Here is a 12,388-nt window from a genome sequence, read left to right on the forward strand (position 1 = left end):
GCTCTCACCCCTGATTCTCGAAATAGGTCTGCAGTGCGCCGCGCGTGACGATGTCGAAACGATAGGCCAGGTAGTCCATCGGCCGACTGCGCGCCATGTCCAGGCGGCCGGTCAGCGTGTCCACGGCCTCGGGGTCGCCGAGGGTCTGGACGATCGGGCAGCGCGGAATCAGCGGGTCGCCCTCGAAGTACATCTGGGTGATCAGGCGCGTGGCGATCGCCGGCCCCATCACCGAGACGTGGATGTGCGCCGGGCGCCAGGAGTTGGGATCGTTGGGCCACGGATAGGGGCCCGGGCGGACGGTGCGGAAGTGATACCAGCCCTGTGCATCGGTCAGGCAGCGCCCGACGCCGCCGAAGTTGGGGTCGAGCGGCGCCAGGTAGCCGTCCTTCTTGTGGCGATAGCGGCCGCCGGCGTTGGCCTGCCACATTTCCACCAGGGTATGCGGCACCGGCTTGCCGAACTGGTCGACGACGCGGCCGAACATGACGATACGTTCGCCGATCGGCAGACCGTCCTGCCCCTGGCCCTCGCGGTAGTTCATCAGCAGGTCGTTGTCGTGCGGCCCCAGGCGCAGCGCCTCGAAGCGGGGCCCGGTCAGCTCGCTGCGGCTGGGATGCTGCAGGCTGACCAGCGCCTGATTCGGCGAACGCGGCACGCTGGTCTTGTAGCCCGGCGCATAGGCGGGCGGATGCCAGTTACGGTCGCGCGGCACGAAGCGCTTGTTATCGGAGTCTTGCATGGCTGGCGTCTCGTGAAGTCGGTGGAGTGCCCCTCGGGGCACAGGCGTGGCCCAGTGTCGCCGCGGCATCGCCCGGGGTGAAATGAAATCTCGCGCCGCCGCCATAACCCAGGGGTTATGGCCTGATCGGCGAGCTCCTCGTCAGCGCCGCCCCGGACTGCTAGACCTATCGCTGACAGCGTGAAAATCCTATCGGGAGGCGACCCCCATGTCCCATCACGAGAAAACCATCATGGCCTTCGACGACCTGGGCCGCGAGTACATGATCGACGTGTTCGACGACGCCCGCGAACTCGGCCCCCTGCATGCGCACGGCGCCACCCGCGGCGGGCTGCCGAGCTTCCGCACCCATGACGGGCATGTCGCCACCTACCTGGGCAACGGCGAGTTCTCGATCACGGTGCCGGGCGAGGCGGAAGCCGTGACGGTGAGGACGAGCGATCCCGAGTACGTGTGACGCATCGTGCCGCGTCCATCAGCGATACGCTGCCGCCACCTCGCGCAGCATCTCGCAGAAGGCCTCCAGGGCCAGCGAGGGGCGCAGGCTGGCGTTGATGCACAGGCCGACCGATCCGCCCTGGCGTTCCAGCCCCACCTCCAGCACGGCCAGCCGCCCGGCCTCGACGTCCTCGCTCACCGCCTCGCGGGGCGCGACCCAGAGGGCGTCGCTGTCCAGCACGTAGCGGCGGCTGACGGCCAGCGAAAGCGTCTCCAGCACCCGCCCCGGCAGGACCAGCGCATGGCGCACGCAGAAGCTGTCGACCTGCTGGCGTAGTGTGGTCTGGGGCGGCGGCAGCACCCAGGGAAACTCGCCGAGCCGTTGCAGCGGCGGCGTCCGCTGGGACGCCAACGCATGGCCGGCGCGGACCACTACCACCAGCGGCTCGTAGTAGAGGTGCTCGAAGGTCAGGTCGCGGATCTCGCGGGCCTCGGTCATGCGCCCCACCACCAGATCGAGCTCGCCGGCGCGCAGCCGCGACAGCAGGTAGGCGCTGGGGCCGTCGACCACCCGCACGCCGATGTCGGCGTGCCGGGCATGCAGACGCTCGATGGCCTGCGGCAGGAAACGGCTCTCCACCGTGGACAGGGCGCCGACCCGGATGCGCCGCTCGCCTCCCTGGCCGTCGCCGATCGCCGCGATGCCCTCGTCCAGCGCCCGCAGCGCCGGCCCGGCGTGACGCAGCAGGGTCAGCCCGGCCTGGTTGAGCGACACCCCCTGCGGGCTGCGCTCGAACAGCGTCGTGCCGAGGTGATCCTCGAGTTCGCGAATCGCCTTGGAGAGCGCCGGCTGCGAGATCGCCAGGCTCTCGGCGGCACGCACGAAGCTGCGCCGCTTGGCCAGCTCGAGAAAGGCCTGCAGGTGGCGCAGCTTGACGCGCGGATTGAGCATGGTTCGGCGAGCCCCCGATGAGATGGGTCCCGACTGTACCCCAGCCGCGGGCCCGGGTCAGCCAACCGGAAACCGCCGCGGCCCGGAGGCGCGCGGCGGCCGGTTGCCGACGGTGGCCTGCCGGCTACACGGTCAACAGATAGGTCGTCAGCGCCGGGAACAGGATCAGCAGCGTCAGCCGCACGAAGTCGGAGACGATGAACGGCGACACGCCGCGGAAGATCTCGCCGAGCCCCACATGCGGCGCCATCGCCTTGATGACGAAGACGTTCATGCCCACCGGTGGCGTGATCAGCCCCAGTTCCACGGTCAGCACGGTGACGATGCCGAACCAGATCGGATCGATGCCCAGCGTCTGGATGATCGGGAACACCACCGGCACGGTGATCACCAGCATGGCGATCGAGTCCATGAACATCCCCAGCACAAAGTACAGCAGCAGGATGCACAGCACGACCAGCATCGGCGACAGCGACAGCCCGTAGATGAAGTCGCTGATCGAGAACGAGATCCGCGATACCGAGATGAAATAGCCCAGGGTGTCGGCGCCTACCAGCATGAAGAACACCACCGTCGACAGGCCCAGGGTTTCCTGGATCGCCGTCCACAGCTCCCGGCCGCGCAGCCCCTTGACCACGGCGTAGACCAGGGTGGCGAAGGCCCCGACGCTGGCCCCTTCGGTAGGCGTGAACAGGCCGAAGTAGATCCCCAGGATGATCACCAGGAAGACCCCGAAGAACGGCAGAAGCCCGGCCAGCGAGGCCAGCTTCTCACCCCAGGAAGTGCTCTCGCCCGGCACCGCCAGCGACGGCTTGAGATGCACCACGACGGTCACCGTCAGGGCATAGAACAGCAGCCCCATCAGCCCGGGCACGAACCCGGCGATGAACATGTCGCCCACCGACTGCTCGGTGAGAATCGCGTAGATCAGCAGGGCGATACTCGGCGGAATCATGATCCCCAGAGTGCCGCCGGCGGCCAGCGCGCCGGTGGCCAGGCCGCGGTTGTAGCCGAGGCGTTCCATCTCGGGCAGGGCCACACGGGTCATGGTGCTGGCGGTGGCCAGCGACGAGCCGGAGATCGCCGAGAACATCCCGCACGAGCCGACGGCGGCGATCGCCAGACCGCCCTTCCAGCCGCCGCACAGGGTCCGCGTGGAATCGAACAGCTTGCCGGCCATGCCGGAATGCGCCGCAAGTACCCCCATCAGGATGAACATGGGAATCGCGCTGAAGCTGTAGTTCGACAGCACCTCGACGGGGACCGACTTGACCATCGAGATCGCGGCGCCCCAGGAGATCACCTGCGAGAAGCCGCCGACGCCGACGATCAGCATGCACAGCGCCACCGGCACGCGCAGCACCATCAGCACCAGCAGCAACCCCAGCCCCAGCGCACCGATCATTTCACTACTCATTCGACGCTCTCCACCCGGTGAGCGAATACCGTGCCGAGCACGGCGTGCAGCAGACAACGCAGGCTGAGCAGAGCGCACAACCCGGCTGCGACGTAATAGATGGGCGCCATGGAGATGCGCAGGTCCTGGGTGGTTTCACCGTGGGACGCCGCGCTCGCCGCCGAGTCCCACAGGCCCACGCACAGCACCGCGCCCAGCGCCACGAAGCCCAGCAGATAGACACCGGCAACGCGCGCCTTGATGGTTTCGCTCAGCCCATGACTGAAGGCCTCGACGACCACCTGCCCCTTCTCGACGTTGGCGGCCATGGCCGCCAGCAGTGCGAACAGCATCAGATAGCTGACCAGTTCGACACTGCCCGTCACACTCAGCGACAGCGCGCCGTCGCTGAGGCGATAGAGGTAGCGCAGGGCGACGTCGATCACCGTCACCGCCAGCATGGCGACGAGCGCGGCACCGGCGATGATCCGGCACAGGCCTTCCAGCCAACGACTGATTCGCAGAAGCGCTTGCATGCCGCGTCTCCGGATTACTGGCCGCAGGAGCGGCTGGCATCGAGCGCCGCCTGATAGACGTCACGCGCCTGATCGAGACCGCGCGATTCAAGATCGCTCAGGTAATTGTCGATCCCGTCCTGCAGCGGCTTCTGCCAGTCGGAGTCCTGCAGCGGATTGTCGATCACGCGGATGGTGTCACCGGCCTTCTCGGCCTGGGCCTTGCCCGCCTTGTCCTGAGCAGCGAACACGGCGCCGGCCTTTTCCGCCCACTTCATGCCGGAGTTGGCATCGATCACCTTCTTCGCCTCGGGGCTGAGACGGTCGTAGGTGTTCTGGTTCATGGTGGCGACGAAGATCAGCGTGTAGAACGGCACCTGGGTGTGGTAGTGGAGCTGCTCGCCGAGCTGGAAGCTCTTGATGCCTTCCCACGGGAAGCTCAGGCCGTCGATCACGCCACGCTGCAGCGAGGTGTAGATGTCCGGCGCGGGCATGCCCACCGGCTGCGCGCCCATGTTCTTGAGAATCTCGCCGGCCACCGCCGTCGGGCGGCGGATACGCAGCCCCTCGAGGTCGCCGGGCTTCTGCACGTCGGTATCCTTGGTGTGGATATAGCCCGGACCGGTAGTGAACATGAACAGCACGTGAGAATCGTCGTACTCGCTGGCGATCTTGTCCTCGTCGTAGAGCGTCTGCAGCACGCAGGCACCCTGCGGCGCGGATTCGGCCACGCCCGGCAGCTCGACGATCTGGCTCAGCGGGAAACGGCCATTGGTGTAGCCCTGCGCGGTAATGCCGATATCGGCAATGCCGTTGACCGCGGCGTCATAGGTCTCGTCCGCCTGGCTCAACGTCTGCGAGGGGAAGTTCTGGACCTTGATCTCGCCGTTGGACTCCTTCTCGACGGTCTTGGCCCATTGCTCGAAGATCTGCTTGTTGATCGCCGAGGCCCCGGGCCAGAAATGCGATAGACGCAGGGTGGTCTCGGCCTGAGCCGTGGTCGCCAGGCCGGCGACGGAAAGCGCGAGAAGACAGCGTGCAAAAGTGCGGTTCATGGCTAGCCCCTTGATTATTGATTGGGTGATGGGTCGAGGCGACACGAAGGTCGAATTTCACGTCAGGATTACCGAGGCCGGCGGATTTATCCATTAGACGAACGTTAGTTCGTTTTGCGAACCTTCGGTAATGCTGCCTATTCTGTCATGCCCGCCCGTCGCGAAAGTGGCAAATCGCAAGCGGTAACCTGTCAATTCCCAAGATCCTCCCCCGACCTTGGTCGTAATGGCGAGTCACCTCATCGAGAACGCCCGACCATGAGGTCGGGCGTCGGGTCCGGCGGAAACGGCTATTTCACGTCGTTCTATCAGCGCGGCTCGCCCCAGCCCAGCGTCTTGGCCAGCGCAAAGGCGTGGTTGGCCGCCGGCACCCCTGCGTAGATCGCCACGTGCATCAACACCTGACGCAACTCGGCTTCGCTCAGACCGATGCGCCGGGCGGTCTTCAGGTGCAACTCCAGCTCCTCGCGGCCCAACGCGGCAAGAATACCGGTGGTGATCATGCTGCGCTCGCGGCGCGTCAGGTCGTCGTTGCTCCACAATTCGCCCCAGGCCAGCCGGGTGATCATCTGCTGGAAGGGGGCATCGAGGCTGGTGGCGTTGTCGGTGGAACGCGCGACATGTTCCTCGCCGAGCACCTGCTTGCGTGTCTCGAGGCCGGTGGCGTAAGCGACACCGTGGGCGCCCACATCGCCCAGATCCATCGCCAGCCCCGCCAGCAGCGCCGCCGCGAAGCGCTCGGGTGCCTCCACCGAGGGCACGTGGCCGACCCCGTCGAAGATCGTCAGCGGCGCGCCGTCGCACTCTCCGGCGAGCGTCTCGAGGGTCGCCGGCGGGGTCGCCGCGTCCTCGCTGCCGCCGAACAACTGGATAGCCACGTCCTTGCCGCTCAACTGGCCGGTGAAGGTGTCACGCCCCAGCATTTCGCACAGCCGCGCGTAGGACTCATCGTCGCCGCGGCCCATCTGCACGCACCAGCCATCCTTCAGTGCCGGCTCGGCCTCGACCAGAGCGGGGGCAAACCAGCGCGGCACGATCTCGCCGGCCATCGCCGTCAGCCCTTCCTCGCGCACGCGCCGGGCCCGGGTGTTCCACAGCTCGGCGTTGCCGATCACTGCGCCGGTGTTGGTCAGGGTCGCCGACAGCAGCCGCTCGCCGTGAGCGGCGATCAGCTGCTGACCGACCACCCCACCGATCGAGGTGCCGGCGAAATGAAAGCGCTCGGCACCGGCATGGTCCGCCAGGGCCAGCGCCTCGAGGGCCAGGTCGGCCGGGGTGATGTCGCCCGAGTCCGCCGGCCAGGCCTGGCTGGCGCCGTGCCCGGGCAGATCCCAGGTCAGCACGCGGAAGCGCGGCAGCAGCCGCGGCAGGATGTCGTCCCACACCGCCTGGGTCATGCCCAGTGGATGCGCCAGCACCACCAGCGGATTGGCCTCGGCGCCCAGCAGGCGGTAGGCGACGCTGCGGCCGTTGATTGTCAGAAAAGCCATTTCACACTCCTCACGAGCCGGTTCTCATCCGAAAACCGACAATGCAACGAAAGTCCCGGCGATGGTGACACCGGAGATCACCAGCCAGATCAGCAGATACCCCATGATGTCACGCGCGGAAAGACCGGCGACTCCTAGCAGGGGCAATGCCCAGAATGGCTGAATCTGATTGGTCCAGCCGTCCCCCCAGGTGAAGGCCATGATGGTCTGTGCCGGATCCGCCCCCAGCGCGTGGGCCGCCTGCATCATGATCGGCCCCTGAATCGCCCACTGTCCGCCCCCGGAGGGAATGAAGAAGTTCACCACGCCGGCCGACAGGAACGTCAGCAGCGGGAAGGTTGCCGAGTTCGACAACGAGATGATCGCCTCGGAGAACTGGGTCACCAGATCGGCATGGGTCATCATGCCGGCGATGCCGGCGTACAACGGAAACTGCACGATGATGCCGCGTGCCGCGCCGACGGCGCGCTCCGCCGCCTGCAGATAGGCCGCCGGGCTATGGTGCAGGATCAGCCCCAGGGCCAGGAATACCAGGATGATGGTGTTGAGGTTGATGCTGACCCCGTTCTCAACGACCTTGCCGACCAGGTAGGCGGCCGCCAGCAGGCCCAGAAAGAGCGTCGGCAAGCGGCTGTGCTCGAGTCGATCGGAAAAGCTCCGCCCGCCCCCCTTTCCCGGGGCATCGTCATCCACCGCCTCGTTGTCCGCCGTGAAACGGGCGATGCGACTCGGCTGGCGCTGCAGCATGAAGAAGATCACCAGCAGCGCCAGCAGGCCGAGGGTCAGGGCGATGTTCCAGACCGAGTACAGCGTCTCGGACACCGGCACGATGCCGATGGCGTCCTCCATGAAATGCCCGGGCGTCGCGATCACCAGGGGAATCGACGAGGAGGGTCCGCGAACCAGCTCGCCACCGTAGGCGGCGGCGACGATCAGCGGGAAGTGCACCGCCACCCGGCGCCCCATCTCCCGTGCCAAGATCGCCCCGGCGATCATGCCGAAGCCCCAGTTCAGGTAATAGCAGGTGAAGCTGACGACGATCGTCAGCAGCAGCGCCTGCCGCGGGGTGCTGGCCTGGCGAGTCAGGCGGGTCAGCAGCGATTGCATGACCGGCGTCAGCGCCAGCACATAGCCGGTCAGCAACACCAGTACCATCTGCATGCCGAACTTGAACAGCGACGAGAAGCCCTCGCCCCAGTAGCCGGCCATGGCCATCGGTGACTCGCCGCTCGCCGCCATGCCGAGCACAAAGACAATGGCGGTGAGAATCACCGCCAGGACGAAGGCACTGGGCAGATAGCGCTGCACAACGCGTACGGAAAGGTTGGTAATCGCCTCCATCAGAGGACAGTTTCCTTTTTTGGGTGTTCTTGTGAAGCGGCCGTTCAGACCCGTTCGATCACCGTGGCGATGCCCTGCCCCACGCCGATGCACATGGTGCACAGCGCGAAGCGCTTGTTGCTGCGCGAGAGCTCGTAGGCCGCCGAGCTGATGATCCGTGCGCCGGACATGCCCAGCGGGTGGCCGAGCGCGATGGCACCGCCGTTGGGGTTGACCCGCGGGTCGTCGTCGGCGACGCCGAGTTCGCGCAGGCACGCCAGCACCTGGGCGGCGAAGGCCTCGTTGAGCTCGAGCACGTCCATCTGGTCGATACTCATGCCCAGCTTGTCGAGCAGCTTGCGCGTCGCTGGCACCGGGCCGACGCCCATGATCCGCGGCTCGACGCCGGCGGTGGCCATGCCGTGGATGCGCGCGATCGGCTCGAGGTCGTAACGCTTGAGCGCCGCTTCGCTGGCGACGAACATCGCCGCCGCGCCGTCGTTGACCCCGGAGGCGTTGCCGGCGGTGACGGTGCCGTTCTCACGAAACGGCGTGGGCAGCCTGGCGAGCTTCTCGAGGGTGGTCTCGGGGCGCGGATGCTCGTCGCGATCGAAGATCAGCGGCTCCTGCTTGCGCCGCGGGATCTCGATCGGCACGATTCCTTCGCCGAGCCGGCCGGACTCCTGCGCCGCCTGGGTCAGCTGCTGCGAGCGATAGGCGTAGCGGTCCTGGTCCTCGCGCGAGATCTTGAACTGCTCGGCGACATTCTCGGCGGTCTCGGGCATCGAGTGGGTGCCGTAGCGCTTCTCCATCAGCGGGTTGACGAAGCGCCAGCCGATGGTGGTGTCCTCCATCTGCTGGCCGCGCGAGAACGGCGTCTCGGCCTTGCCGATCACGTAGGGGGCGCGCGACATCGACTCGACGCCACCGGTCAGGATCAGGTCGGCCTCGCCGGCGCGGATCGCCCGCGCCGCGGTGCCGATGGCGTCCATGCTCGAGCCGCACAGCCGGTTGACGGTCGACCCGGGCACCGAGGTCGGCAGCCCGGCGAGCAATGCCGCCATGCGGGCCACGCTGCGGTTGTCCTCGCCCGCCTGGTTGGCGCAGCCCATGATCACGTCGTCGATCGCCGCAGGATCGACCCCGGGGTGCTGAGCCAGCACCGCTTCGAACAGCCGCGCCGCCAGATCATCGGGGCGCACGCTGGCCAGGGTGCCGCCGAAGCGGCCCACCGGTGAACGCAGCGGCCGGCACAGATAGACGTCGTTCATCGCTCACTCTCCTGAATGATGGCGTTCGGTGCGCGCCTTGAGCTCGCGCAGCACCTCGAGCTCCTTCTCGCTGGGCTCGGCGGTGGTCTCGAGCTGCTCGGCGAAGCGGATCTCCCAGCCGGTGGCCTCCTGGACCTGCTCGGCGGTGACGCCCGGATGCAGCGACACCACCACCAGCTCCCGGGTCTCGGGGTCGGGCTTCATCACGCACAGGTCGGTGATCACCCGCGTGGGGCCCTTGCCGATGTTGGGCACGCCGTCGCGGCCCTTGCCGTCGCGGCCGAAGCCCAGGGTGGTGACGAAATCGACCTGATCGACGAAGGTGCGCTTGGAGTGCTTGAGGGTGATGAACACCTCACCGGCGTTGGTGGCGATCTCCGGCGCCCCGCCACCGCCCGGCAGGCGCACCTTGGGCGCGGTGTAGTCGCCGATCAGGGTGGTGTTGAGGTTACAGTAGCGGTCGATCTGCGCGGTGCCCAAGAAGCCCACGTCAACCTTGCCGCCCTGCAGCCAGTAGCGAAACATTTCCGGGACCGAGACGGTGGTCAGCGCGGTCTCGCACAGCTCGCCGTCACCGATCGACAGCGGCAGCACGTCGGGCTTGGTCTGCAGTGTGCCGGACTCGTAGATCAGCACCACGTCGGGCGCATGGGTCAGTCGCGCCAGGTTGGCCGCCTCGCTGGGCAGGCCGATCCCCACGAAGCAGGTAGTGCCGTTTTCCAGCGCCCGCGCCGCGGTGACGGTCATCATTTCCGCAGAGGTGTATTCGAGACTCATCAGGACGCTCCTCCGGCGTTGTAGACGTTTTCCTCGAGCCAGACGTTGAAGCTGTCGCGGTCGCGGGCGATGGCGTCCCACTCCTTGTAGAAGCGGTTGTGACGCGGGTAGTAACCGTGGGCATAGGACGGATAGGCGCCCTTCTCGGCGACGGCGATGGCATCGATCGCCCAGCCGGGAATCACGCAGGCGTTGGGCGTGGCCTCGAGGTCGTCGACAATCTCCTCGACGGTGACGATGCTGCGCCTGGCCGCCAGCACCGCTTCCTTCTGCACGCCGATGATGCCCTCGACGAGCACGTTGCCCTTGCGGTCGGCCTTCTGGGCGTGGACCACGCTGACGTCGGGCCGGATCGACGGCACCGCGGCGAGTCGCTCGCCGCTGAACGGGCATTCGATGAACTTGATCTGGTCATTGACCTTGGGCAGGTCACTGCCGATATAGCCACGCAGCACCGCCAGCGGCAGGCCGGCGGCGCCGGCCTCGTAGGCGCACGCCATGGCGGCGTGACTGTGCTCGAGGATCTCGACCTTGTGCGGCCAGCCCTTCTCGACGGCATCACGCAGGCGGTGCAGCGAGCCCACCCCGGGATTGCCCCCCCACGAGAAAATCAGCGACTTCGCGCAGCCGGCACCGATCAACTGGTCATAGATCAGATCCGGCGTCATGCGGATCAGCGTCAGATCACGCCGGCCCTGACGGATGATCTCGTGGCCGGCGGCGAAAGGGATCAGGTGGGTGAAGCCTTCCATGGCCACGGTGTCGCCGTCCTCGACGTGACGGGCTACCGCGTCATGCAGGCTGAGAAACTCGGCCATGATGTTGCCTCTCTCGACACGAAATGTTCGTTGAGTGAACACAGGTTTGTGATACGAACAAAATAAGCGCTCCAGCGCCGCGCCGTCAAACCCTCCTGGAAGCCGAGGGCCCGGCACCGAAGCGGTGCGAGCCGAGAAAAGCTCTTTCCATACAAGGCGTTACTACGTATCCAGACGCGCCTCGACACGCGCGACCAGCTGACGACTACTACCAATGTAGGATTCCGGACGTACCGCCCGGCGCAGCGCTTCGGCATCGATACCGCGATCCACCACCTGTTCATGGGCCAGCAGCGCTTCGGCGTAATCCATGCCCGCGCGGCGTGCCATCTCGGACGCGTCACGGGCCACCCGGCGGGCATCATCGCTGGACAGCACACTCTGCAAGGCCCGGGCGGCCGGCTCGGCCATGATCGCCCCGCCGGTGACCGCCAGGTTGCGCACCATCGCCTCGGGGTGGACCTCGAGGCCATCGAGCAGGTGGCGCAGGGTCTCGAGCGCGCCCTCGAGCAGCAGCACCGCATCGAGCAGCGGTGCCCACTCGGCATGCCACTCGCCCAGACCGCGCTCGAGCGGTTGCGCCCCCACCTGGCTGATTACCCCCAGCGCCCCATGAATCTGCCGCGCCGCCGCGCGGATACGGGCACAACCCACCGGGTTACGCTTGTGGGGCATCGACGAGGATTCGCCGACCCCGGCCTCGGCCGGTTCGGCAAGCTCACCGATCTCGGTCTGGGTCATCAGGGCGACATCGAGCGCGATCTTCTCGGCCGCCACGCCCACGGCGTCCATGGCGCAGCCCAGCGCGTGGATCGGCTGACGATCGGTGTGCCAGGGCAGCCACGGCTCGGCCAGCCCGAGACGCCGCGCCATGCCGGCCATGATCGTCACGCCGCTGTCGTCGAGGCCCGAATGCACGCCCACCGCGCCGCCGAACTGCACGTAGAGCCCCTCACCGAGTACCGTGTCCAGGCGCTCGCCGGCCTGGTGCAGTCCCCACAGCCACTGCGCGACCTTGGCGCCGAAGGTGATCGGAAGGGCCTGCTGCATCAGGGTGCGCCCGACCATCGGCGTGTCGCGATGAGTCGTCATCAGCACCCGGCCAGCAGCGATGGCTTCCGTCAGCAACGTGCGGCAACGCATCAGTCGTGGCTTGAGCACGAGCATCAACGCGCTGTCGACGATGTCCTGACTGGTTGCCCCGCGGTGGAAATGCGGCTTCAATGCATCGGGCAGGGCCGCCTTGGCCTGCTTGACGAAGGGAATCGTCGCATTGCCGCCCTTGGCGGTGTCGGCTGCCAGCGTCTCGATGTCGAAGGCCTCGAGCGGCAGGTGCCGACCGAGCGCTTCGGCCGTCCCGTCGGGCAACATGCCCAGACTTTCCTGTTCGGCGGCCAGCGCCAGTTCTACCTCCCGCATCGCCGCGACCAAATCCCGGGCCCGGCAGTGGTCTCGACCGGTAGCGCTCGTGAAGGGATGACGCAACAGTTGCTCGTACATGGGCTATCTCCATTAGCTGGGCATCCACGCTCTACCACCAATGGCGCATCGGCGGACACGTGTTCGCATTTCGAACTCTATGCTAGAATCAGCCTTCCAACCGAGCAACGCAAC

12 protein-coding genes are annotated in these 12,388 nt (G+C 66.9%); 1 reads left to right on the plus strand and 11 read right to left on the minus strand.

What is annotated here, in order from left to right; genetic code table 11:
- Positions 1 to 4: 4 nt before the first annotated feature.
- Positions 5 to 742 carry a protocatechuate 3,4-dioxygenase subunit beta gene (gene pcaH, locus ACTCB7_RS04470; RefSeq protein WP_463005691.1) on the minus strand — a complete coding sequence of 246 codons (738 nt, stop codon included), beginning with the start codon at positions 740 to 742 and terminating at the stop codon, positions 5 to 7.
- A gap of 208 nt (positions 743 to 950) precedes the next feature.
- Between pcaH and ACTCB7_RS04475 the strand changes: the two genes are divergently transcribed.
- Positions 951 to 1,199, plus strand: coding sequence for a hypothetical protein (locus ACTCB7_RS04475; RefSeq protein WP_463005692.1), 249 nt, complete (start codon positions 951 to 953; stop codon positions 1,197 to 1,199).
- 18 nt (positions 1,200 to 1,217) lie between these two features.
- On the opposite strand, the gene pcaQ is transcribed toward ACTCB7_RS04475, so the two are convergent.
- The 10 genes from pcaQ to ACTCB7_RS04525 form a co-directional block, all read right to left on the minus strand.
- Positions 1,218 to 2,132, minus strand: coding sequence for a pca operon transcription factor PcaQ (gene pcaQ, locus ACTCB7_RS04480; protein WP_463005693.1), 915 nt, complete (start codon positions 2,130 to 2,132; stop codon positions 1,218 to 1,220).
- A gap of 124 nt (positions 2,133 to 2,256) precedes the next feature.
- Positions 2,257 to 3,549: a TRAP transporter large permease gene (locus tag ACTCB7_RS04485; RefSeq protein WP_463005694.1), complete on the minus strand. Its 1,293-nt coding sequence runs from the start codon at positions 3,547 to 3,549 to the stop codon at positions 2,257 to 2,259.
- Positions 3,546 to 4,064: a TRAP transporter small permease gene (locus ACTCB7_RS04490; RefSeq protein WP_463005695.1), complete on the minus strand. Its 519-nt coding sequence runs from the start codon at positions 4,062 to 4,064 to the stop codon at positions 3,546 to 3,548. The genes ACTCB7_RS04485 and ACTCB7_RS04490 overlap by 4 nt, the downstream gene beginning before the upstream one ends.
- A gap of 14 nt (positions 4,065 to 4,078) precedes the next feature.
- The gene (locus ACTCB7_RS04495) at positions 4,079 to 5,098 is read right to left on the minus strand and encodes a TRAP transporter substrate-binding protein (protein ID WP_463005696.1); all 1,020 of its coding nucleotides are present in this window, start codon (positions 5,096 to 5,098) and stop codon (positions 4,079 to 4,081) included.
- A 308-nt stretch (positions 5,099 to 5,406) separates the two neighbouring features.
- Positions 5,407 to 6,588, minus strand: coding sequence for an alpha/beta fold hydrolase (locus ACTCB7_RS04500; RefSeq protein ID WP_463005697.1), 1,182 nt, complete (start codon positions 6,586 to 6,588; stop codon positions 5,407 to 5,409).
- Positions 6,589 to 6,612: 24 nt separating this feature from the next.
- Positions 6,613 to 7,929, minus strand: a complete 1,317-nt coding sequence (locus ACTCB7_RS04505; RefSeq protein ID WP_463005698.1) for a short-chain fatty acid transporter — start codon at positions 7,927 to 7,929, stop codon at positions 6,613 to 6,615.
- A 44-nt stretch (positions 7,930 to 7,973) separates the two neighbouring features.
- Positions 7,974 to 9,179: a 3-oxoadipyl-CoA thiolase gene (pcaF, locus tag ACTCB7_RS04510; protein WP_463005699.1), complete on the minus strand. Its 1,206-nt coding sequence runs from the start codon at positions 9,177 to 9,179 to the stop codon at positions 7,974 to 7,976.
- A 3-nt stretch (positions 9,180 to 9,182) separates the two neighbouring features.
- The gene (locus ACTCB7_RS04515) at positions 9,183 to 9,956 is read right to left on the minus strand and encodes a CoA-transferase subunit beta (protein ID WP_463005700.1); all 774 of its coding nucleotides are present in this window, start codon (positions 9,954 to 9,956) and stop codon (positions 9,183 to 9,185) included.
- The gene (locus tag ACTCB7_RS04520) at positions 9,956 to 10,774 is read right to left on the minus strand and encodes a CoA transferase subunit A (RefSeq protein ID WP_463005701.1); all 819 of its coding nucleotides are present in this window, start codon (positions 10,772 to 10,774) and stop codon (positions 9,956 to 9,958) included. Before ACTCB7_RS04520 ends, ACTCB7_RS04515 begins: the two co-directional genes overlap by 1 nt.
- Before the next feature lie 162 nt (positions 10,775 to 10,936).
- Entirely contained in the window at positions 10,937 to 12,274 is a 1,338-nt protein-coding gene (locus ACTCB7_RS04525) for a class-II fumarase/aspartase family protein (RefSeq protein WP_463005702.1), read from the minus strand.
- Positions 12,275 to 12,388: the final 114 nt, after the last annotated feature.

The organism is Modicisalibacter sp., assembly GCF_055145905.1.

What these genes read in the sequence shown, in the direction of transcription:
- ACTCB7_RS04490 (WP_463005695.1), bottom strand. Translation starts at nt 4,064, where the DNA reads ATGCAAGCGCTTCTGCGAATCAGTCGTTGGCTGGAAGGCCTGTGCCGG.
- ACTCB7_RS04495 (WP_463005696.1), bottom strand. Translation starts at nt 5,098, where the DNA reads ATGAACCGCACTTTTGCACGCTGTCTTCTCGCGCTTTCCGTCGCCGGC.
- ACTCB7_RS04520 (WP_463005701.1), bottom strand. Translation starts at nt 10,774, where the DNA reads ATGGCCGAGTTTCTCAGCCTGCATGACGCGGTAGCCCGTCACGTCGAG.
- pcaF (WP_463005699.1), bottom strand. Translation starts at nt 9,179, where the DNA reads ATGAACGACGTCTATCTGTGCCGGCCGCTGCGTTCACCGGTGGGCCGC.
- pcaQ (WP_463005693.1), bottom strand. Translation starts at nt 2,132, where the DNA reads ATGCTCAATCCGCGCGTCAAGCTGCGCCACCTGCAGGCCTTTCTCGAG.
- ACTCB7_RS04475 (WP_463005692.1), top strand. Translation starts at nt 951, where the DNA reads ATGTCCCATCACGAGAAAACCATCATGGCCTTCGACGACCTGGGCCGC.
- ACTCB7_RS04505 (WP_463005698.1), bottom strand. Translation starts at nt 7,929, where the DNA reads ATGGAGGCGATTACCAACCTTTCCGTACGCGTTGTGCAGCGCTATCTG.
- pcaH (WP_463005691.1), bottom strand. Translation starts at nt 742, where the DNA reads ATGCAAGACTCCGATAACAAGCGCTTCGTGCCGCGCGACCGTAACTGG.
- ACTCB7_RS04500 (WP_463005697.1), bottom strand. Translation starts at nt 6,588, where the DNA reads ATGGCTTTTCTGACAATCAACGGCCGCAGCGTCGCCTACCGCCTGCTG.
- ACTCB7_RS04485 (WP_463005694.1), bottom strand. Translation starts at nt 3,549, where the DNA reads ATGAGTAGTGAAATGATCGGTGCGCTGGGGCTGGGGTTGCTGCTGGTG.
- ACTCB7_RS04515 (WP_463005700.1), bottom strand. Translation starts at nt 9,956, where the DNA reads ATGAGTCTCGAATACACCTCTGCGGAAATGATGACCGTCACCGCGGCG.
- ACTCB7_RS04525 (WP_463005702.1), bottom strand. Translation starts at nt 12,274, where the DNA reads ATGTACGAGCAACTGTTGCGTCATCCCTTCACGAGCGCTACCGGTCGA.